This is a genomic window from Sphingomonas sp. OTU376, assembly GCF_038440415.1.
GTDB lineage: Bacteria > Pseudomonadota > Alphaproteobacteria > Sphingomonadales > Sphingomonadaceae > Sphingomonas > Sphingomonas kyeonggiensis_A.
Genome location: NZ_JASATQ010000024.1, coordinates 1 through 15,919, shown reverse-complemented (window position 1 = coordinate 15,919; position 15,919 = coordinate 1). Strand labels below are relative to the sequence as shown.

At 65.9% G+C, this 15,919-nt stretch carries 29 protein-coding genes and 1 pseudogene; 11 read left to right on the top strand and 19 right to left on the bottom strand.

From position 1 onward, the window contains the following. Positions 1-115: 115 nt before the first annotated feature. On the bottom strand, positions 116-778 hold the full coding sequence (locus AAHM44_RS12150) for a sigma-70 family RNA polymerase sigma factor (protein WP_342250126.1): 663 nt from the start codon (positions 776-778) through the stop codon (positions 116-118). A gap of 148 nt (positions 779-926) precedes the next feature. Beyond that, positions 927-1,841 carry an SDR family oxidoreductase gene (locus AAHM44_RS12145; protein WP_342250125.1) on the bottom strand — a complete coding sequence of 305 codons (915 nt, stop codon included), beginning with the start codon at positions 1,839-1,841 and terminating at the stop codon, positions 927-929. Positions 1,842-1,918: 77 nt separating this feature from the next. On the opposite strand from AAHM44_RS12145, the gene AAHM44_RS12140 reads away from it, so the two are divergent. Beyond that, entirely contained in the window at positions 1,919-2,527 is a 609-nt protein-coding gene (locus AAHM44_RS12140; protein ID WP_342250124.1) for a TetR/AcrR family transcriptional regulator, read from the top strand. A 399-nt stretch (positions 2,528-2,926) separates the two neighbouring features. Here the strand turns inward: AAHM44_RS12140 and AAHM44_RS12135 are convergent, their stop codons facing one another. From AAHM44_RS12135 to AAHM44_RS12105, 7 genes are all read right to left on the bottom strand, one after another. Further along, entirely contained in the window at positions 2,927-3,124 is a 198-nt protein-coding gene (locus tag AAHM44_RS12135; protein WP_342250123.1) for a DUF6771 family protein, read from the bottom strand. 233 nt (positions 3,125-3,357) lie between these two features. Then, positions 3,358-3,921 carry a DUF2063 domain-containing protein gene (locus AAHM44_RS12130; RefSeq protein ID WP_342250122.1) on the bottom strand — a complete coding sequence of 188 codons (564 nt, stop codon included), beginning with the start codon at positions 3,919-3,921 and terminating at the stop codon, positions 3,358-3,360. Between the two features lie 3 nt (positions 3,922-3,924). Continuing rightward, entirely contained in the window at positions 3,925-4,125 is a 201-nt protein-coding gene (locus AAHM44_RS12125; RefSeq protein WP_342250121.1) for an HvfC/BufC family peptide modification chaperone, read from the bottom strand. Beyond that, positions 4,122-4,952: an MNIO family bufferin maturase gene (gene bufB / locus AAHM44_RS12120; protein WP_342250120.1), complete on the bottom strand. Its 831-nt coding sequence runs from the start codon at positions 4,950-4,952 to the stop codon at positions 4,122-4,124. Before bufB ends, AAHM44_RS12125 begins: the two co-directional genes overlap by 4 nt. A gap of 64 nt (positions 4,953-5,016) precedes the next feature. Further along, on the bottom strand, positions 5,017-5,289 hold the full coding sequence (gene bufA2, locus AAHM44_RS12115; protein WP_342250119.1) for a BufA2 family periplasmic bufferin-type metallophore: 273 nt from the start codon (positions 5,287-5,289) through the stop codon (positions 5,017-5,019). 83 nt (positions 5,290-5,372) lie between these two features. Next, on the bottom strand, positions 5,373-6,014 hold the full coding sequence (locus tag AAHM44_RS12110) for a DUF1109 domain-containing protein (RefSeq protein ID WP_342250118.1): 642 nt from the start codon (positions 6,012-6,014) through the stop codon (positions 5,373-5,375). Continuing rightward, the gene (locus tag AAHM44_RS12105; RefSeq protein WP_342250117.1) at positions 6,011-6,550 is read right to left on the bottom strand and encodes a sigma-70 family RNA polymerase sigma factor; all 540 of its coding nucleotides are present in this window, start codon (positions 6,548-6,550) and stop codon (positions 6,011-6,013) included. Before AAHM44_RS12105 ends, AAHM44_RS12110 begins: the two co-directional genes overlap by 4 nt. 209 nt (positions 6,551-6,759) lie before the next feature. Between AAHM44_RS12105 and AAHM44_RS12100 the strand changes: the two genes are divergently transcribed. Both AAHM44_RS12100 and AAHM44_RS12095 read left to right on the top strand, forming a co-directional pair. Beyond that, positions 6,760-7,038, top strand: coding sequence for a BufA1 family periplasmic bufferin-type metallophore (locus tag AAHM44_RS12100; protein WP_342250116.1), 279 nt, complete (start codon positions 6,760-6,762; stop codon positions 7,036-7,038). A 57-nt stretch (positions 7,039-7,095) separates the two neighbouring features. Next, positions 7,096-7,548 (top strand): DoxX family protein, encoded by a 453-nt coding sequence (locus AAHM44_RS12095; protein ID WP_342250115.1) that lies wholly within the window; start codon positions 7,096-7,098, stop codon positions 7,546-7,548. A 15-nt stretch (positions 7,549-7,563) separates the two neighbouring features. Here AAHM44_RS12095 and AAHM44_RS12090 read toward each other — a convergent pair whose 3' ends face one another. The 5 genes from AAHM44_RS12090 to AAHM44_RS12070 form a co-directional block, all read right to left on the bottom strand. Next, positions 7,564-7,809 carry a hypothetical protein gene (locus tag AAHM44_RS12090; RefSeq protein WP_342250114.1) on the bottom strand — a complete coding sequence of 82 codons (246 nt, stop codon included), beginning with the start codon at positions 7,807-7,809 and terminating at the stop codon, positions 7,564-7,566. Between the two features lie 267 nt (positions 7,810-8,076). Then, positions 8,077-8,652 carry a JAB domain-containing protein gene (locus AAHM44_RS12085; RefSeq protein ID WP_342250113.1) on the bottom strand — a complete coding sequence of 192 codons (576 nt, stop codon included), beginning with the start codon at positions 8,650-8,652 and terminating at the stop codon, positions 8,077-8,079. A gap of 5 nt (positions 8,653-8,657) precedes the next feature. Continuing rightward, positions 8,658-9,104, bottom strand: a complete 447-nt coding sequence (locus tag AAHM44_RS12080) for a hypothetical protein (RefSeq protein WP_342250112.1) — start codon at positions 9,102-9,104, stop codon at positions 8,658-8,660. A gap of 39 nt (positions 9,105-9,143) precedes the next feature. Beyond that, complete coding sequence (locus AAHM44_RS12075; RefSeq protein WP_342250111.1) at positions 9,144-9,470, bottom strand: hypothetical protein; 327 nt, start codon at positions 9,468-9,470, stop codon at positions 9,144-9,146. Positions 9,471-9,506: 36 nt separating this feature from the next. Continuing rightward, positions 9,507-10,034 (bottom strand): helix-turn-helix domain-containing protein, encoded by a 528-nt coding sequence (locus AAHM44_RS12070; RefSeq protein WP_342250110.1) that lies wholly within the window; start codon positions 10,032-10,034, stop codon positions 9,507-9,509. A gap of 204 nt (positions 10,035-10,238) precedes the next feature. On the opposite strand from AAHM44_RS12070, the gene AAHM44_RS12065 reads away from it, so the two are divergent. From AAHM44_RS12065 to AAHM44_RS12035, 7 genes and pseudogenes are all read left to right on the top strand, one after another. Continuing rightward, positions 10,239-10,442 carry a DUF6961 family protein gene (locus AAHM44_RS12065; RefSeq protein ID WP_342250109.1) on the top strand — a complete coding sequence of 68 codons (204 nt, stop codon included), beginning with the start codon at positions 10,239-10,241 and terminating at the stop codon, positions 10,440-10,442. Positions 10,443-10,449: 7 nt separating this feature from the next. After that, complete coding sequence (locus tag AAHM44_RS12060; RefSeq protein ID WP_342250108.1) at positions 10,450-10,896, top strand: hypothetical protein; 447 nt, start codon at positions 10,450-10,452, stop codon at positions 10,894-10,896. Continuing rightward, a complete protein-coding gene (locus AAHM44_RS12055) occupies positions 10,896-11,108 on the top strand; it encodes a DUF5818 domain-containing protein (protein WP_342250107.1) in 213 nt (70 codons plus the stop codon). Before AAHM44_RS12060 ends, AAHM44_RS12055 begins: the two co-directional genes overlap by 1 nt. 188 nt (positions 11,109-11,296) lie before the next feature. Then, positions 11,297-11,539, top strand: a complete 243-nt coding sequence (locus AAHM44_RS12050; RefSeq protein WP_342250106.1) for a hypothetical protein — start codon at positions 11,297-11,299, stop codon at positions 11,537-11,539. Positions 11,540-11,903: 364 nt separating this feature from the next. Beyond that, a pseudogene (locus AAHM44_RS12045) lies at positions 11,904-12,305 on the top strand (TrbI/VirB10 family protein); the annotation flags it as partial. Between the two features lies 1 nt (position 12,306). Further along, positions 12,307-12,519, top strand: coding sequence for a DUF2274 domain-containing protein (locus AAHM44_RS12040; protein WP_342250105.1), 213 nt, complete (start codon positions 12,307-12,309; stop codon positions 12,517-12,519). Continuing rightward, positions 12,516-12,716 carry a helix-turn-helix domain-containing protein gene (locus tag AAHM44_RS12035; protein WP_269574019.1) on the top strand — a complete coding sequence of 67 codons (201 nt, stop codon included), beginning with the start codon at positions 12,516-12,518 and terminating at the stop codon, positions 12,714-12,716. The genes AAHM44_RS12040 and AAHM44_RS12035 overlap by 4 nt, the downstream gene beginning before the upstream one ends. Before the next feature lie 244 nt (positions 12,717-12,960). Here AAHM44_RS12035 and AAHM44_RS12030 read toward each other — a convergent pair whose 3' ends face one another. From AAHM44_RS12030 to AAHM44_RS12020, 3 genes are all read right to left on the bottom strand, one after another. Next, complete coding sequence (locus AAHM44_RS12030; RefSeq protein ID WP_269574018.1) at positions 12,961-13,200, bottom strand: hypothetical protein; 240 nt, start codon at positions 13,198-13,200, stop codon at positions 12,961-12,963. Positions 13,201-13,328: 128 nt separating this feature from the next. Then, positions 13,329-13,550 (bottom strand): hypothetical protein, encoded by a 222-nt coding sequence (locus AAHM44_RS12025; protein ID WP_342250104.1) that lies wholly within the window; start codon positions 13,548-13,550, stop codon positions 13,329-13,331. Between the two features lie 202 nt (positions 13,551-13,752). After that, positions 13,753-14,112: a YegP family protein gene (locus AAHM44_RS12020; protein ID WP_342250103.1), complete on the bottom strand. Its 360-nt coding sequence runs from the start codon at positions 14,110-14,112 to the stop codon at positions 13,753-13,755. 314 nt (positions 14,113-14,426) lie between these two features. On the opposite strand from AAHM44_RS12020, the gene AAHM44_RS12015 reads away from it, so the two are divergent. Further along, positions 14,427-14,681, top strand: coding sequence for a hypothetical protein (locus AAHM44_RS12015; RefSeq protein WP_342250102.1), 255 nt, complete (start codon positions 14,427-14,429; stop codon positions 14,679-14,681). A 27-nt stretch (positions 14,682-14,708) separates the two neighbouring features. Here the strand turns inward: AAHM44_RS12015 and AAHM44_RS12010 are convergent, their stop codons facing one another. After that, on the bottom strand, positions 14,709-14,879 hold the full coding sequence (locus tag AAHM44_RS12010; protein ID WP_342250101.1) for a hypothetical protein: 171 nt from the start codon (positions 14,877-14,879) through the stop codon (positions 14,709-14,711). Continuing rightward, positions 14,879-15,784, bottom strand: a complete 906-nt coding sequence (locus tag AAHM44_RS12005; protein ID WP_342250100.1) for a transglutaminase family protein — start codon at positions 15,782-15,784, stop codon at positions 14,879-14,881. The genes AAHM44_RS12010 and AAHM44_RS12005 overlap by 1 nt, the downstream gene beginning before the upstream one ends. Positions 15,785-15,919 lie beyond the last annotated feature (135 nt).

Genomic DNA, 15,919 nt, shown 5'->3' with positions numbered 1-15,919 from the left:
CCCTTCGCGCTGACGGATTTAACAAGCTGGACGCCGGAGTCTCCGGAAGCCACCGTACGCTTATGAGAGGCCGACGCAGCGCCGCTGTCGCGCATCCCGCCGGCAGCGGCGTCGATCAGGCCGCGATGGGAAGCGCGGCTGTCTCGCCCGGATCAGAGTCATCCCGGTGGCGGGCCTGGATGGTATCCAGATAGGCGAACAGGCTGACTACGGCGGCTTCCGCGTTGCCGAAATCGTGGCGCCTCGTCTTGAGGATACCGCCCTCCATGAGGGCCTCGAGCGCGATGCGCGCACGCGACACGCGGCTTTTGACAGTGCCCACGGCGACGCCGGTAATCTCGGCCACCTCTTCGTAGGACATTCCGGCAGCCGCCACCAGGACGAGAGCCTCGCGCTGGTCTGCAGGGATTTGCTGGAGCCCTCGCATAAGGTCCCGGAGCTCGACGGACTTGTCCTGGCTCGCGGGCGCGGTAAGGACCCGGTCCGCTACGATCTCGTTCCACTCACCCGTGAAGCGTTTGCGCCGCGCCGCACTGAAGTAGATGTTCCGCAGGATCGTGAAGGTCCATGCCTTGAAGTTCGTCCCCGCCTGGAAGCGGCTGCGTGCGGCCCATGCCTTGAGCATGGTATCCTGAACGAGATCGTCCGCTACATCCCGACTGCCGCTCAGACTCCGCCCGAAGGCACGGAGCTGGGGGATCGCCGCAGCCAGCTTGTCCTTGAAGTCATCATCGGAAAGTGTCGCGAGGCGTGCTTCATTCGACTCAAGCTTTTTCATGCATTCCCCGACTTGCGATAGGTTCGCCGGGAGAACATTCTGGAATGGCGACTGTTCCGTCACGCCAGGGGCGCCGGAGCCCGAAGGCATGTAGCAATGCGCCGGGTACGTCCGCCACGCGCGGCAGGCTGCCGCCCCGCGGCCCGTGTCAGTTCCCGACGCCATGGACCAGTTTGCCGGAGGCTTCCCAGAGGGCCCGCGCGGCCGTCCGGTCCAGCGCAGCCGGCGGGATCCGCGCGGGTGCAGGATATCCGCGCGTCTCGCCCAGTGCATCCGGCCCATAATAGCCGCCCGGTTCGGCGTCGGCAGATGTGGCCGCGAAGAGCGTCGGGAGCGCCCCTTGGGGGGCCGGCTGGAAGAGAAACCATAACAGTGTCCGTGCCAGGCCCATTCCACTCCAGCGACCGGGAGCATTGTGCAGGAGGTCGGTGCGCGCGACGCCGGGATGCGCAATGATGCTCGTCACGCCCCAACCGCCCGCAATGCTGCGGCGCTGCAATTCGAGGCCGAACATCAGGCAGGCGAGCTTGGATTGGCTATAGGCCGGCATCGGCCGGTAGCTTTTCTCGGCGTTGAGATCGTCGAGGTCGATCGCGCCGCTCCGCGCAGCGACACTGGAGAGCGAGACCACCCTGGCGTCCCCTCCCCTGCGCAGTTGGGGGAGCAGCCGCTGCGTCAGTGCGAAATGCCCGAGATAGTTTGTTCCGAACTGAAGCTCGAACCCGTCCTGCGTAACCTCCCGTCTTGGTGGGACCATCACGCCCGCGTTGTTGATCAGGAGATCGAGCTTCTCCTCCCGGTCCGCCAGTCGCGCCGCGAACGCTGTGACGGAAGCCAGGCTCGCGAGATCGAGCAACTCGAACCGCACATGCGCGGAGGGAAGCTCAGCGGAAATTCGAGCAGCCGCGTCCGCCCCCTTAGCCGGGTTACGGCCTGCGATGATCGTCTTCGCGCCTGCGCGCGCCAGGGCCAGCGCCGTCTCGAACCCCAGGCCTCCGGTCCCTGTCACCACCGCAGTGCGGCCATCCTGCGGAGGAATGTCCGCGGTCGTCCATTTACGCATTTCGCATTCGCCTATATATGCACTGAGTGCAGAATAATATTTGCACTCAGTGCATATTTCAAGGGGGCAATTTGCCGATGTCTTCCGCCACCGGTGAGTCAGGGGAAGGCCTGCGGGTCCGCAAGCGACGCGAGACGATGCGGCGCATTACGGACGCGGGAATCCGCCTCTTCCTCGAACGCGGGTATGACGCGACCACGCTGGACGACATCGCTGCCGCTGCTGCGATATCGCGCCGGACTATCTTCCATTATTTCAAGTCCAAGGACGACATACTCCTCTCCCTGCAGAGCGGGATGGGCGCGATGATCGCCGACGCAGTGCGGAAGGCCGCCCCTGACAAGCAACCGATCGAGGCAGTGCGCGACGCCGTCATTCAGGTATGCGCCGCGGTTCCTCCCGACGAAATGCTCGCGATCGATCGATTGATGCGATCGAGCGAGACCGTGCAGGCCCGAAAGCAGGCCAGCTATGTCGAGCATGAAAAAGTGTTGCTCGCGGCACTGCGCGAGCGCTGTCCCGGCCCGGAGCGGGAGCCCGCCCTCAAGCTGGTCGCGATGATTGCGATGGGCGCCATTCGCTTGTCCACCGAGGCGTTCGATCAGGAAGCCGGCGCGCGTACGATGCCGGTCCTGCTGCAAGAGACATTCGCCGCCCTGGAGAGCGAGCTGCGCCCGCGACCCTGAGCCGGGACCTGGTAGAGACGAACTCGATTACGTCAGGCCGCTCGACCGTTCGCGGACCGTGCGCCCGATCTCGGTCGAAAACCGAGATTGCGGGCCGGGGATCCCTCCACATGCGGGTACGACGGGTCCGGCATTGGTTCTGACGACCCGTCCCTTGCCGACGAAGCGGACCAGTTCGTGGATCGTCGTTGTGGCATCGTCGGGGGGTGATCCGGCGAATTGTGCTGCCACCGTCGTGCGAGTCCGGCAATCCTAAGACAGATTAGCTGATTATACCCTTCGGGGTATAAACCGGAAATATACCCCGCAGGGTATAGGCCCGACCCGTCTATCAAAGGGCGGATATACCGAAGCGCCCCTGTTCGGAAAGCCGAACCGAGCCAGGGGCCGAACGGATTTCTACAGCTCGAGCGAAAACTGCCGCCCGTCTTCAATAGCAAGGGAATGACCATCGAGTCGGGCCGCCACAGCTCGCGCGAGTTCCGTCGCGGCCCGCTCGCGCAAGCGAGGGCTGGGAGCAGTGATGCCCACTCGCGCCCAGCCCGGCGCATGCAGAATAGCTTCTGAGATATCGGTAGGGTCGGCGAATCGGTCCATAAGCCCAGAATAGAACAAAATATGAACATTGAAAGCGCTCGTGTGCCGACCGCCGTGTTGGGGCAAGGCTTATCCTCACCGCTTGCGTCGCAAGGACCACGCCAGACTGGCCAGGCTTGAGATGACCGCCGCCAGGCCCCGAAGCATCGCTTCGTTGAGAATGATCATGACAGACTCCTGTTTGGAGTCGACTCATGCTCACTCTATGTTCCTGCATTTCAAGCAATTTCCGCTCACGGCGAGTCGGCAATGCTATCGGCGGCGACGATAAGTCCGTCGGATAGCCACTGGCCCAGCATCGCGCCGGCCCGCGCGACGCCGGCGTCCTCGCCAAGCGCCTCGGCCAGCGCGGCGCACAGTTCCGGGAACGGCATACCCGCCCGGGTCCTGAGCACCGCCTGGCGTTCGAGCTGATCGACCGCGCGGAAGCGCGGCGCCTCCCCGTCACGCCAGGCCAGGATCGCGCCCGCCTCGGGCAGATAGGTGACCGACGGCGGCTCCACGCCCTCCGCCAGCGCCGACCAGATCGCGGGCGCATTGGTGGTCAGATCGGCAAGGTCCAGCGAGGGCGAGAAGCGCAGCACGGCACGCTCCCAGTCGACCGCGCCGAGATCCGCGGCGGAAAGCGCCGTGGCGTCGGGCGCGACAAAGGCTTCGCCCAGCGCAAGGTCGATCCAGGCGAGCTCGGCGACCTCCGGATCGGCGGGATACAGCAGCGCCAGCGTCGCGGGGAAATCGCGCGGATAGGCGTCGAGCGTCCAGCTGCTCGGCTGCACGCGGGCGACATGCGCGACCACCGCCTAGTGGAACGCATCCCCGCCGATCCAGTCGCGCGTCCGGGCGAAGCTCTCCTCCAGGCAGGCGGCGAGTTGCGCGCGGAAATTGTTCTGATGGATGCGCAGGCCCGGGGCGACGTCGTCGCCGCCCAGCCGATCGACGGCGGCCTCCTCCTCGCGCGCCAGCCAGGCGCGCATGTCACGCTGCAGGTCGAACAGGCTCATGCCGCAGCCCGCATGCCATCGGCCGCGATGCGCCGGGCGGTGCCGAGCTCGGCGAGCAGTTCGTGCAGCGGCGGGATCGCATCGTCGCGCTCGATCATCGTCGCGACGGGACCGAGCCGGGGCAGCACATGGGCATAGAGCTTCCATACGGACACGGGCACCGGCTGGTCGTGCGTGTCGATCAGCAACTCGCTGCCCTGGCTGTGCCCGGCGAGATGGATCTGGCGCACCCGCGCATGCGGGATCCCGTCGAGATAGGCGAGAGGGTCGAAGCCGCGATTGCTCGCGCTGACGAACACGTTGTTGACGTCGAGCAGCAGGCCGCAGCCGGTACGTGCGCAGAGCGCGTCGAGGAATTCCCATTCGCTCATGTCGGCGGGCGCGAAATCGATATAGGTCGAGGGGTTCTCGATCAGCATCTCGCGCCCCAGCACATCCTGCGCGCGCAGGATGTTGTCGGCCACCACGTCGAGCGCTTCGTTGGTATAGGGCAGCGGCAGCAGGTCGTGCGAATTGAAGCCTTCGATCCGCGACCAGCTCAGATGATCCGAGACGAAGACCGGCTCCACTTCGTCCACCAGCACGCGCAGCCGCGCGAGATAGGCGCCGTCTAGTCCATCGGCCGAGCCGAGCGACACCGACACGCCGTGCAGCGCCACCGGATAGCGCTCGCGCACCTCGCGCAGGATTCGGCGCGGTCGCCCGCCATCGACCATGAAGTTCTCGGAGATCACCTCTACGAAATCGACCGCAACCCGGGTCTCGAGGAACTCGGCATAATGCGGCTTGCGCAGGCCGAGGCCGAAGCCGGCAAAGGGAGGGATCATCGGGGCAGTCCTGAATAGGGGTGGCCGGCCCGGCGCCTGGGGAGCATCGGGCCGGCCAAGGGGATCACTTCGGCGCGGTCAGGCTGCCGCCGGCGGCCTTGCATGCCTTGGCGGTCACTTCCTTGAAGCCCTGCCCCTTGCAGTTGTTCTGACCCTTGCAGTCATTCTTCGCGGTCTTGCAGTCCGAGGTGCCCTTGCAGGTGTTGATGCCATAGCAATGGACGACCTTGGCGGCGCCGACGCCCGACTTGGCGATCGCGGCAGTCGGTGCGGCGGCGGTGATGGCGATGACGGCGGCGGACGCGGCGAGGCTGACGCCGGTGCGGACGATGGTCATGGGGATACTCCAGAATAGGGTTCAGCCGGATTGGCTCTCCCTATTCGGGCCCGCGGGGTTCCCGGTTACAGCCGTCAGCGAATTTACCAGCGCAGCAGCCGCGGGCCGAGCAGCGCGCCCAGCGACGCGGCGAGCAGGATGCCCAGCGAATACCAGGTCAGCACGAAGATGGCGGAGACTTCGGGACAATGCATGCAATAGACCGTCGCGGCGAAGGCGCCCGCCGCGAGCCCGGCGGCAGCGCCGGCCGCGCGCAGCCGCGTCGGCGCCATCCGGCGGAACGACCAGAGCAATCCGACGAAGATCGGCATCGCCAGCGCCAGCACCAGCCAGGGGCAGATCATCCAGCTATGCCCCAGCCACATCGCCAGCCATTCGCCGGGCGGCGTGCGTGCAAGCTCGGCGACGCCGAGGATGGCGAGCAGGCTCACCGGCACCACCAGCAGCCAGGCCCAGCGCAGCCGGGCGCTGTCCGGCCGGGCGAGCTGCACCACCATCACCACCGCCGCGACCGCCAGCGAGAAGGTATAGCTCCATTTGATCCAGAAGGCGGTGCCGCGCATGGCGAGGCCGAGATCCGGCCGGATGCCGAGGACGAGCGCCACCAGCGCCACCGAGACAAGGCCTCCCAGGGCCATGCCGATACCGAGCCGCCAGCCGACCGCGCGCCGCGACACCGGGGGCACGTCTTGCGAAAGCCGGGAGATGAGGTCGTCGGTGTTCATCGCGCCCCTCCTTGGATGCGCGCCATCAGCGCCTTGAGACCGCGATGCACCGAGACCTTCACATCGGATTCGCCGATACCGCCGGCCTCGGCCGCTTCGGCGACGCTCAGCCCATCGAGCCGGGTCGCGCGGATCATGCGCGCCTGCTTGGGGGGCAGCGCTGCGAGCAAATCCTCGACATCGATCCGCGCCAGCGTCGCCGGCTCGAAATCCTCGGCGAGCAGCACGTCTTCCAGGCCCTCGATGGGATGGAGGCGGCGGACGCGACGGAAATGGTCGACCATCTTGTAGCGGGCGATCGCGAACAGCCACGCCGTGAAGGCGCGCTCGCGATCGTAAGTGGCGCGACGGCTATGCACCGCGATCAGCGTTTCCTGCACAAGATCCTCGATATCGTCTTCGCCGCCACTGGCGCGGCGGCGGTAGAAGCCACGCAGCACGGGCACGAGCAGGCGCAGCAATGCCGCATGCGCCGCGGCGTCACCGCCCAGCCCATCCACCATCAATCCGCGCAGCACGTCCTCGTCCGCTCGCATTCCTCCTCCTTGCAGAAGAATTCGGCGTAGCCGGCGGGAAGGTTACACCGCGGCGCGAAATTTTTCGTGGTGAATGTGTAACGCGCCGCCCGCCGCCGCCGAACTGGCAAGGTGACCAGGTTCTCCGCCTCCTCCCCGGTCACCGCGCTGCCCGGCTCCCCCTGACCGGGGCCGCGCGCCGGAGGCATGGTTCATGAAGGACAGACATCATGCGTTCGACCAACGCCACCGTCGCCGCCACGCTCGCCATCGCCGTCGCCGGCGCCGCGCTCGCCCCCGCCGCCTCGGCCCAGACCAAGCCCGCCATGGAGAAATGCTATGGCGTCTCGCTCGCCGGCAAGAACGACTGCAAGGCCGGCGCCGGTACCAGCTGCGCCGGCACCTCGAAGGTGAACTATCAGGGCAATGCGTGGAAGCTCGTCAAGGCGGGCACCTGCACCACGATTCGGACGCCCAAGGGCAATGGCTCGCTGACCCCCAAGGCCTGATGCCACGCGGCCGGGGCGCCGCGCCGCGCGCCCGGCCGCTCTTTCCGGAGACTTTGCATGACCTCGCCGACCGCGCTCTACGCGCGCCTTACCCGCCACACTTCCTCGCTGGTGCCGGATGCCCTGCTGCTGCTCGTCGCCCGGCTGGGCATCGCCGGCGTGTTCTTCATGTCGGGCCGGACCAAGGTCGACGGCATCCTCCATATCAAAGATGGCACCTATGAGCTGTTCCGCACCGAATATGCCCTGCCGCTCGTCCCGCCCGAAATCGCGGCAGTGGCGGCAACCTGGTCGGAACATGTTTTCTCGATCCTGCTCGTGCTGGGACTGGCGACGCGCTTCTCGGCGCTCGCACTATTCATGATGACGCTGGTGATCGAGGTCTTCGTCTATCCCGATGCCTGGCCGACCCATCTGAGCTGGGCGGCGATCCTGTTGCCCTTGATGGCCCGCGGCGGCGGAGCGTGGTCGGTTGATGCAGTTCTGGGCAAGCATATGGCCACGAAATGAGTCGCGTGACGCCTCTTACGATATCTGCAGGCCCGGTCGCTCCGGAAACGCCAGCAGCCGTCGCTGCAGCGACCAGTCCATCGGCAGATTTGCGTCGATGAGTTTCTTGCGCGTGATGCCGGGTGGCTGGCGCCCATCGAGTATCGCCATGACGATATCTGGGGCGAGATAGTTCAGCCGGAGCAGGCGTGCGAAATATCCCGGTGGCCGGAGAAAGCGCGTGGCGATGTCGGTCAGGGAGCTGCGTCTGTCCGTATCCACGGCACGCTGCGCGGTTGGCGGCGGATGCCAACACGCCGCTTGGCAAGTGCAAGGCGGAGGCCGCGGGGCTTTCGGCCAAGAAGCAGAAGAAGGCGTTGGAGAACTGCTACGTCAAGCACATGGAATAAATCTGTCGGCGGCGGGGTCGCGCACTCCGCCGCACCCATTGCGGGTTCCCCACCACCTCGCAGCTCCATCCGACCGCATCTTTTGTGCGCAGACGCTCCCGGCATCAGCACGCCCAGGGAGTTCGTCGAGAGGTGCCGCTCAAAGTAGCCCATGGCCGCGGAAGCTGAACACGTCGCCGCCGGTCACGATCAGATGGTCGAGCACGCGCATACCAAGCGTCCGTGCCGCCGCGGCGACCCGCTGCGTCAGTTCCTTGTCCGCCCGGCTCGGCTCGGCGATCTCCGAGGGGTGGTTGTGCACCAGGATCAGCCCGGCGGCCCCAAGCTCGAGCCCTCGCCGGACAATCTCTCGGACATAGACCGGGCACTCGTCGATCGTGCCCTGGGCGGGCACTTCCTCACGCAGTAGGCGATTGCCGGTATCGAGATAGAGGATACGCATCTGCTCGGTGATCTCGCCTCCTTGTGCGAAACGCAGATAGGCCTCGAGATCGGCATAGTGCCTGATGATCGGCCGGTCTTCGATACCCTGCCGCAGCGCCCGGCCCATCACCTGCCGGATCGTCACGAGCCGGTCCGTCAGCTCCGCATCGCCCTGCACGGCGCGGAGGATCTCGGCCCGGGGGGCCAGCAGCGTCGCGCGCAGCGATCCGAAATATCGCAGCAGTCGGTCGGCATCGGCCGCAGCACGGCTTTCCCGGCCTGGCCGAAGCAACGCCTTCAGAAGCTGAAGGCAGCGCGACGACGGCTTGCCCGATAGTGCCCGATTATGCCGAGGCCGAGCAGAAACAGCGCCGGATAGCTCGAGGCGCCCACCATCAGCGCATAGGCCATCCGCGACAGATCGGGCGTCACCAGTCGGGCCAGATGGCCGGTCGTCGATATCGCCTGCAACGCCACTACCCATATCAGCCACCGCCGGTCGGCCTGGACCATGACCCAGACCAGTGCGCCTAGCAGGCTAAGGTCCACGATCAGCACGCCGATTTCGATTGTCCGGTAACCGCCTGTCACGCTCGACTTGAGCAGGATCGATCCGGCGGCCGCCGCGAGGAAGAGAAAAGCTACGATCCGCTCGGGCCAGCCACCCCAGCGCAGTGCCGCCAGGCACAGCGAGGGCAGGATCAGCCAGAAGGCATAGACGTAGAGATAGGCCGCGACCACCATCCGCCCACGGAATCACCATGGGCGGCGGTGGTCAATCCGTCAGGCGGCGACGACGTGCAGCTTCGTCGCGTTCGGCTCGCAATCCGGGCCGAAGGTGAGCGGGATGCCGAGATCCTCGGACAGGCCGGCGAGCAGCTTGTGTGCGTCGGCGAAGCTGTTCGCTGCGGCGACCGCCTGGCCGGTCGCCGTTGCGATCAGCGCCAGTGCCTCGGCGCCGGTCTGGGGCGGCAGCTGCGCCTTGATCCGCTGCTCGATGATCGTCGCGATGCAGCGCGCGCCTTGCGCGGCGCTGTCCTGCGCCGCCTGCTCGGCGGGAAAGAAGGCTTGGGCCACCGCCTGGGCGGCTTCGATCCGGGTCTTGGGCATGCGTGTCTCCTCGCCCGGAGGGCGAGGCCCCGCGGGTCAATGTCTGGGTTGCATAAGATCGGCGAGCGCCTGGAAGCCTTCGGCCAGGGGCCGGGCCGCCGCGGCGACGATCACGATCGCGGCCGCGATCACCGCGGCCAGGGCAATACGGTGGACGGGGCTCAGGTCATTGCGGCGCGCTCCGCTGGCGAGCGGTTGAAGCACGGGGGCCTCGGGCGGTGCGTCCATCCTGGCCGCCACGTCGCGAACGATATTCGCCCCCCGCTCAACCACGTCGAGTTGATAGGATGGGCCCTGGCTAGCGGGTATCGGTCTCGCCGCAGCTTCCCCTTGGTTGGGTATAACCACCGGGTGGGTACGGCCCTCGAACTCTGCAAAGGCACGTGCGGCGGAGAAGCGGGAGTTGGTGCCGAGCTTGCGAAGCGCCGCTTTGATATGCGCCTCCACCGTCTCGTCGCTTATCCCGAGCAACTGCCCGATTTCCTTGGCACCCCGGTCGCGCGCAACCAGCCGCAGGCACTCGGCCTGGCGCGGCGAGAGACTTTGGAAGAGCTCGGATTTCATCACGTCGGGGGATACGCAATCGACATCGGGGTTGCATCCGAATTGGCGGTGCCGTGCCCAATCATGAACCGATTCCGAGGGAAATTCCGGAAATGCCGCCGATATCGCCGAGACGGTTCGATTTGCTGCCTGGCGGAAGCGATAGCGCGGGTCCGAGGTTTTCGCCGGCTGGCGGCAGGTCCGCGGGCGTGGCAGAGATGCTGCATGTCGCTGAGCGAACTCGAACTCTGGTCCGCCGCCAATATGGTCCTGACGACCCATGGCGAGCGCGCGCCCGTGTTCGTCGCCGAGCGGATCGGCGCGCTGGCGCTGGCCGGCGATGTCGAGGGCGTTGCAGTCTGGCAGGCGATCGCGCGCCGGCTTTCCGAGCTGGGTGCGGATGCCGGCCCTATGGCCGTGACGCACTGAGGACGCCATGCTGATTTCGCTTCTGGGTATCGTCACGACCGGTGTCGCCTTCACCTGCACGCCCGTCGCGGTGTGGGACGGCGATGGTCCGATCTGGTGCGCCGAAGGCCCGAAGATCCGGCTGCACGGCATCGCCGCGCGCGAGGTAAAGCGGGTGCGTGGCGGAATCGTCGATGGCGGGTGCAAGCCCGACCATCCCTGCCCGCCCGTCTCCGGGGTTGTCGCCAGGGACCGGCTCGTTGCTTTGCTCGGCGGTGCCAGAGGAAGTTTGCCGACCGGGCATATCCGGGTGACGGCGCCTGCGATGCGCTGCATTTCCTATGGCTCGGGCAAGGGCACGCGCACCGCTGCAGCCTGTTCGCTCCCGGGTGTCGGCGATCTGTCCTGCGCTTTGGTCCGCGCGAACGTCGTGCTGCGTTGGCGATCCTATGGCGGTGACCGGGTCTGCCGCTGATGCCGCTGGGTGCCGCACTTAGCCTCGAGGGGCTTCTGCTCGAGGATGGCCGGCATCTGTATCTGCGCATGGACGATGGCGGCGGCTGGCGCATCGAGGCTGGCGGGTCGGCCCGCAAGCTCGTCGGTCAACGGGTTCGGATCGAGGGTACGCGCGACGGGTTCGACCTGGTGGCGGCGAAACGCGTCGTGCTTGTCTCCGGAACGGAGTGAACCCGGTCCGTTTCGGAGTAGAGCGCCAGAACGCGCACCGGAATGAGCCCCCCGTCACCAAAGAGAAGAATCGCTGGGGCAAGGCCCTAGGGATCGCGCGAAAAATTATTTCCGCATGCGCCCCCGGGGTTCGCGATGCGCTGCGTCAATCCCCCCAACGCCGGAGCAACCGGCGATGGGAGGGAAGAATGACGATCTCGAAAAAGGCGCTGTGCGCCGCGCTGTTTGCCGCCACCGCCACGCCCGCCGGCATGGTGATCCTGCCGGCCGGTGCGCAGGAGGTAGCCGTGACGTTCGAGCTGCCGCCGGAGGATCTTGCGACAACGTTGCGGGCGCTGGCGCGCCAGGGCGGCCGCGAAATCCTGTTCGCCGACAGCGACGTACGCGGCCGGCGGTCGCCTGCGGTCCGTGGCACCTTCACCGTCGCGTAGGCGGTACGGGTAGCCATCGCCGGCAGCGGCCTGTTCGTCGAGGAGCAAGCCGGGGCGCTGGTCGTGCGGGCGCGTCCCCAAGCAGGCGCGCAGGACGATACCAACCCGGCGATCACGGTGACCGGCACGCGCATCCGCGGCGCCACCGGCCCTTCGCCGGTACTCGTGATGACGCGCCGCGCCCTCGAGGAACAGGGCCTTCCGGACATGGCGAGCATTTCGCGGATCATCCCCCAGAATTTCACCGGCGGGCAAAACCCTGGGGTCGCGGGGGGCGGTGACCAGGGCGGCTATAACAATCTCAACAACGCGACCACGCTAAACCTTCGCGGGCTGGGCTCGGACGCGACGCTGACGCTCATCAACGGTCGTGGCCTATGGGCAAAGCCGGGCTCTGGTCGTCTGGCAGCGGATCGTCCTGCCGAACGGCAGCTCGATCCGGATCGACAATGTGCCCGCGACCGACATGGCCGGCTATGCCGGCCTTGCAGACAAGGTCGATGCCCACACCTGGCAGCTGCTCAAGGGCGTGGCGCTGTCGACGCTGCTCGGCGTCGGGACCGAGCTGAGCCTGGGCGACCGCGAAAGCGATCTCGTCCGCGCGATCCGCGAATCCGCACAGCAGGGCACGTCGCGCGCCGGCGACCAGATCGTCACCAAGAACCTCAACGTCCAGCCGACCATCAAGGTGCGGCCCGGCTGGCCACTCCGCGTCGTGGTGCACAAGGACATCGTCCTCGCGCCATGGCCCGGCCAGGAGCAATAAGATGCCCGAACTCAAACTTGCGCAACTTCCCGATCGCACGCCGGTCAAGCTCGGCATCTCGGTGATGCCGGACCTCCATCAGGCGCTCGTCGCATATGCGGCGCTTTACGCCCAGGCCTATGGCCGGGAGGAGCCGATCGCGGATCTCATCCCGGCGATACTCGCGGCGTTCCTCGAAAGCGATCGCGCGTTCAGCAAGGGGAGGTCGAAATGAGCCGGCATGCTCTGGAGCCCGATGAAGCAACGCTGGAGCCGATCAGCGTACGGATTTCCACCGCCGTCAGGATCACCGGCATCTGTCGCTCTACGATCTACGAGCTCATCGGCGATGGGACGATCGAGACGGTGAAGATCGGGCGATCGACCTTCATCCTCTATCCCAGCCTGAAGCGGCTGTTCGAGCGGAGCTAACCTCTATGCGCTGGCGGGCCATGTACGGGCCTGACGGCAGCCGGAGGCACGGGCGCTTGAACGACCGGTAGTGGGCCGTTTGCTGCCTGACCGCTCCTGGAAGCCAGTCCGCAATAGCTGCCATTAGGGAGAGGGCCAGCCGAACGACCATTAGCGTCGGACTTCAGAAGCTTCTCACAATCCTTCTCAGATCAGGAAGCTAACACTTGCGGAGACAGAAAGTCATTAGACCCGAACGGCTGAACTATTTGCGATTCCCGCCACCTTCATTTTCCCAATCGTCAAGCGCCTTGCGCAGTTGATCGTCGCGCGTTTCAGGGCGGATCTTGCGCCAGGTTTGCCCCAGAGGAACCACCACGGCGTCCAACAATCCGCGATAGGCCTTTGCCATACCTTCATGGGCGATCCGGGAAGTGGGCTCTGTCGCAGCCTTCGCCGCAGCCAAAGATTCCTTCAGCCGCCTTGTGTAATATTCCATAGTCATCGTGCACGCTCCCGTGAAAACGGAGCACGATGATCTCAAGTCAAGGTTGCCCGGCGAGTCGCCCTTTATGTGCGCAACATATCACAATTATCATATCTAATAATATAAAAATGATGCCTGGGGCTGGGCTAAATGTCTCGGCGCGACGCCCAAGGAGCACGCTTAACCGCCCCGCTGAGGACGCGCGACCCATAGGCTTGCGCCATAGTGGCTGCATCTTTGGCGTTCATGAAGACGACGTGCGTTCCTCGCGACAGCAAGGGTTCGATTGCACTGATGGCGGCGGCATGTTTGGCCGACATCGCCGTTACATCTGCAACGGTGGCATCAATGTTCAGCGCGCGGGACATGGGAGATTCCTTTCAAGCTGCTTGGCCGTATTCGCCTTGCCCCACGGCGAAGCAGAGTTGGCTTGTAAACAAGCCGGCTCGCGTCGGCTCCGCGGAACAGGAAGTCGCGGGAACGACGAATGGAACTGACCTGTCTTCATGGTGGGTGCGAGCGGATGCACAGGCCTGATGCCCCCACGCGCCCCGGCGTGATTACGCCAAATCAGCGACATCCCAGACTGGCACCTTTTCCGCTCAGGATCGTAGCGGAGCCGGCGCCGGTGCGAAGAGCCACTACGGCGGCGGCGCATTCCTGCTCACTCTTATAGCCGGCACTGGTCGCTAGCAGCGCGCCGGATCCAGAGCGGAATTGCCACCGCCAGTCGCCGCCGGACAACAGGATGGAAGTGAGGCGCACCTCATCGGCACGATAGATTTCGAAATAGCATTGTCCGTCCGCCTCCGGGCGGCCGCTATCGTTTGCGGCCGAGACGCTGAGAAGTGCTTCCGAAACATCTGCAGGCAGGTCAGTGACCGCGGCATGGGGCCGCTTCAGTTCGCAGAATATGGAATTGATCGACACATGATTTCTCCCGTGGGCAAGCGGGAGCAATTGAATTTCTCTCGGGCGTCGCGCGCTTGCGAAGCGGATGAGTCGACGATCTGCGCTTTGTACATGCATTCGCCTTGCCTGGCCATGATGCGTGCCGGAATACTTGCCGGCAGCATGAGGAGCGGTCGCGGGCTAGGGCGTTTCCGTCAGAATGTTAGCCCCGGTATCGGCATCCATTGGTAATCCGGCCGCAGCCCCCATATCAGGATTATCGCGCCACCTGCCACGAGCCCGGCCGCGACCGAGAGATGCTTCGCGCTCCCGCTCAGTGACGGAGACAAGCCATGAGCATCGACCCGCCGATTATGGACGCGAATATGCGAACACCAACGCCTTCGACCGATCCGACGGCCCTCCAACTGGAAGCCGACGAACTGGAAGCAAGCCTTCGCGACATGTCTGCCTCCTTTTCGCGCGATTATGTCGCCGGCCGGATGGGCGTCTGGCACAACACCTATCAACATCGCGCGCGCGTCCTGCGGCAGTTGACCGCGCAACTCGCGGCGATGCGTGCCGAAGCTCTGTTGTCCGCATCGTGATCTCGGAGCGCTAATCGACCGCGCGGATCAAGGTTGTGGCTCGCCGCGGTGGCGCCCCGCCTGGATCCGCGCCTCTTTCCGCGATCGCCGGCGATAGGAACGGGCGTGCCCATGATAGATGCGGTACGCGATGAAACCTGCGACCAGCAGGGTCATGACCAGCATCAGGCTGTAGGCGGCGATCAGTCTGAGTTCCATCATGCACCTCCTGGGTTGCTCGCAGTGTTTTGCAGGGGGGCGGCGGAAACCATGACCTCTACCGTCATGCCGAGAAAAGCCGCGGCGGGGCCTAGGTAATGCCCCTCCACCGGACTCAGGCGGGCGATGTCGCGCCCCACCGCGACCGGCACGAGATTGGCCTCTCCCATGCGCCTGTTGGTCGGATCGAAGGCGATCCATCCCGCGCAGGGAAGATAGACTTCCGCCCAGGCATGGGTTGCGTCGTGCTGGCGCTCCGGTCCGCCGGAGCCGTCTGCCCGCGGATCGAAGGCATAGCCGGACACGGCGCGGGCGGCGAAGCCGAGGTGGCGCACGGCTTCGATGAAGAGCATCGCGATATCCCGGCAGGAGCCCGATCCCAGATCGAGAGTGATGCCGGGAAGCTGCGTCCCCTCCGACTCGCGCGCGACATAGGCGATGCCATTCTGGCTAGCGGCGCTCACATCCTGGAGCAGGGCCAATGTGTCGGTGGGTTCGGAACGAACCAATGCGCGGGCCCAGGTCGCCAGGCGGCCGCCAGGATCGGGATGGACCGGCGCCAGTAGTCCGCCCAGGTCGCTCCGTTCCCGCTCGGAATAGCGGAAAGGATAGCTGTGGGCATGCGGTGCGATGTTGAAGACCGGCCAGGCATCTGCGGTCTGCTCGACCACCAGCAGGCTGCGGATCTCGAGCCGCGTGGCGAAGTGCGAGAAGGTTGCGGTGGCGATCAGGTTGCCGAACACATCCTGCGTCCACGCCAACTCGGCCGCGGGTGTGCAGCGAAGCTCGGCGAAGACAGGGCTGAGGACCGGGGAGGCTCGCGGGCTCAACATCATGCGATGCGGCAGCAGCACGACCGGGTCGCGATAGGTGTAGCTCGTGGTGTGGGAGATATGCAGGCGCATTCGCGCTCACCTCTGCTAGCGTAACCGGGGGGGGGGGGGGGGGGGGGGGGGGGGGGGGGGGGGGGGGGGGGGGGGGGCGCGCGGGGGGGGGGGGGGGGGGGGGGGGGGGGGGGGGGGGGGGGGGGGGGGGGGGGG

What these genes read in the sequence shown, in the direction of transcription:
- AAHM44_RS12150 (WP_342250126.1), bottom strand. Translation starts at nt 778, where the DNA reads ATGAAAAAGCTTGAGTCGAATGAAGCACGCCTCGCGACACTTTCCGAT.
- AAHM44_RS12145 (WP_342250125.1), bottom strand. Translation starts at nt 1,841, where the DNA reads ATGCGTAAATGGACGACCGCGGACATTCCTCCGCAGGATGGCCGCACT.
- AAHM44_RS12140 (WP_342250124.1), top strand. Translation starts at nt 1,919, where the DNA reads ATGTCTTCCGCCACCGGTGAGTCAGGGGAAGGCCTGCGGGTCCGCAAG.
- AAHM44_RS12135 (WP_342250123.1), bottom strand. Translation starts at nt 3,124, where the DNA reads ATGGACCGATTCGCCGACCCTACCGATATCTCAGAAGCTATTCTGCAT.
- AAHM44_RS12125 (WP_342250121.1), bottom strand. Translation starts at nt 4,125, where the DNA reads ATGAGCCTGTTCGACCTGCAGCGTGACATGCGCGCCTGGCTGGCGCGC.
- bufB (WP_342250120.1), bottom strand. Translation starts at nt 4,952, where the DNA reads ATGATCCCTCCCTTTGCCGGCTTCGGCCTCGGCCTGCGCAAGCCGCAT.
- bufA2 (WP_342250119.1), bottom strand. Translation starts at nt 5,289, where the DNA reads ATGACCATCGTCCGCACCGGCGTCAGCCTCGCCGCGTCCGCCGCCGTC.
- AAHM44_RS12110 (WP_342250118.1), bottom strand. Translation starts at nt 6,014, where the DNA reads ATGAACACCGACGACCTCATCTCCCGGCTTTCGCAAGACGTGCCCCCG.
- AAHM44_RS12105 (WP_342250117.1), bottom strand. Translation starts at nt 6,550, where the DNA reads ATGCGAGCGGACGAGGACGTGCTGCGCGGATTGATGGTGGATGGGCTG.
- AAHM44_RS12100 (WP_342250116.1), top strand. Translation starts at nt 6,760, where the DNA reads ATGCGTTCGACCAACGCCACCGTCGCCGCCACGCTCGCCATCGCCGTC.
- AAHM44_RS12095 (WP_342250115.1), top strand. Translation starts at nt 7,096, where the DNA reads ATGACCTCGCCGACCGCGCTCTACGCGCGCCTTACCCGCCACACTTCC.
- AAHM44_RS12080 (WP_342250112.1), bottom strand. Translation starts at nt 9,104, where the DNA reads ATGGTGGTCGCGGCCTATCTCTACGTCTATGCCTTCTGGCTGATCCTG.
- AAHM44_RS12075 (WP_342250111.1), bottom strand. Translation starts at nt 9,470, where the DNA reads ATGCCCAAGACCCGGATCGAAGCCGCCCAGGCGGTGGCCCAAGCCTTC.
- AAHM44_RS12070 (WP_342250110.1), bottom strand. Translation starts at nt 10,034, where the DNA reads ATGAAATCCGAGCTCTTCCAAAGTCTCTCGCCGCGCCAGGCCGAGTGC.
- AAHM44_RS12065 (WP_342250109.1), top strand. Translation starts at nt 10,239, where the DNA reads ATGTCGCTGAGCGAACTCGAACTCTGGTCCGCCGCCAATATGGTCCTG.
- AAHM44_RS12060 (WP_342250108.1), top strand. Translation starts at nt 10,450, where the DNA reads ATGCTGATTTCGCTTCTGGGTATCGTCACGACCGGTGTCGCCTTCACC.
- AAHM44_RS12055 (WP_342250107.1), top strand. Translation starts at nt 10,896, where the DNA reads ATGCCGCTGGGTGCCGCACTTAGCCTCGAGGGGCTTCTGCTCGAGGAT.
- AAHM44_RS12050 (WP_342250106.1), top strand. Translation starts at nt 11,297, where the DNA reads ATGACGATCTCGAAAAAGGCGCTGTGCGCCGCGCTGTTTGCCGCCACC.
- AAHM44_RS12040 (WP_342250105.1), top strand. Translation starts at nt 12,307, where the DNA reads ATGCCCGAACTCAAACTTGCGCAACTTCCCGATCGCACGCCGGTCAAG.
- AAHM44_RS12035 (WP_269574019.1), top strand. Translation starts at nt 12,516, where the DNA reads ATGAGCCGGCATGCTCTGGAGCCCGATGAAGCAACGCTGGAGCCGATC.
- AAHM44_RS12030 (WP_269574018.1), bottom strand. Translation starts at nt 13,200, where the DNA reads ATGACTATGGAATATTACACAAGGCGGCTGAAGGAATCTTTGGCTGCG.
- AAHM44_RS12025 (WP_342250104.1), bottom strand. Translation starts at nt 13,550, where the DNA reads ATGTCCCGCGCGCTGAACATTGATGCCACCGTTGCAGATGTAACGGCG.
- AAHM44_RS12015 (WP_342250102.1), top strand. Translation starts at nt 14,427, where the DNA reads ATGAGCATCGACCCGCCGATTATGGACGCGAATATGCGAACACCAACG.
- AAHM44_RS12010 (WP_342250101.1), bottom strand. Translation starts at nt 14,879, where the DNA reads ATGGAACTCAGACTGATCGCCGCCTACAGCCTGATGCTGGTCATGACC.
- AAHM44_RS12005 (WP_342250100.1), bottom strand. Translation starts at nt 15,784, where the DNA reads ATGCGCCTGCATATCTCCCACACCACGAGCTACACCTATCGCGACCCG.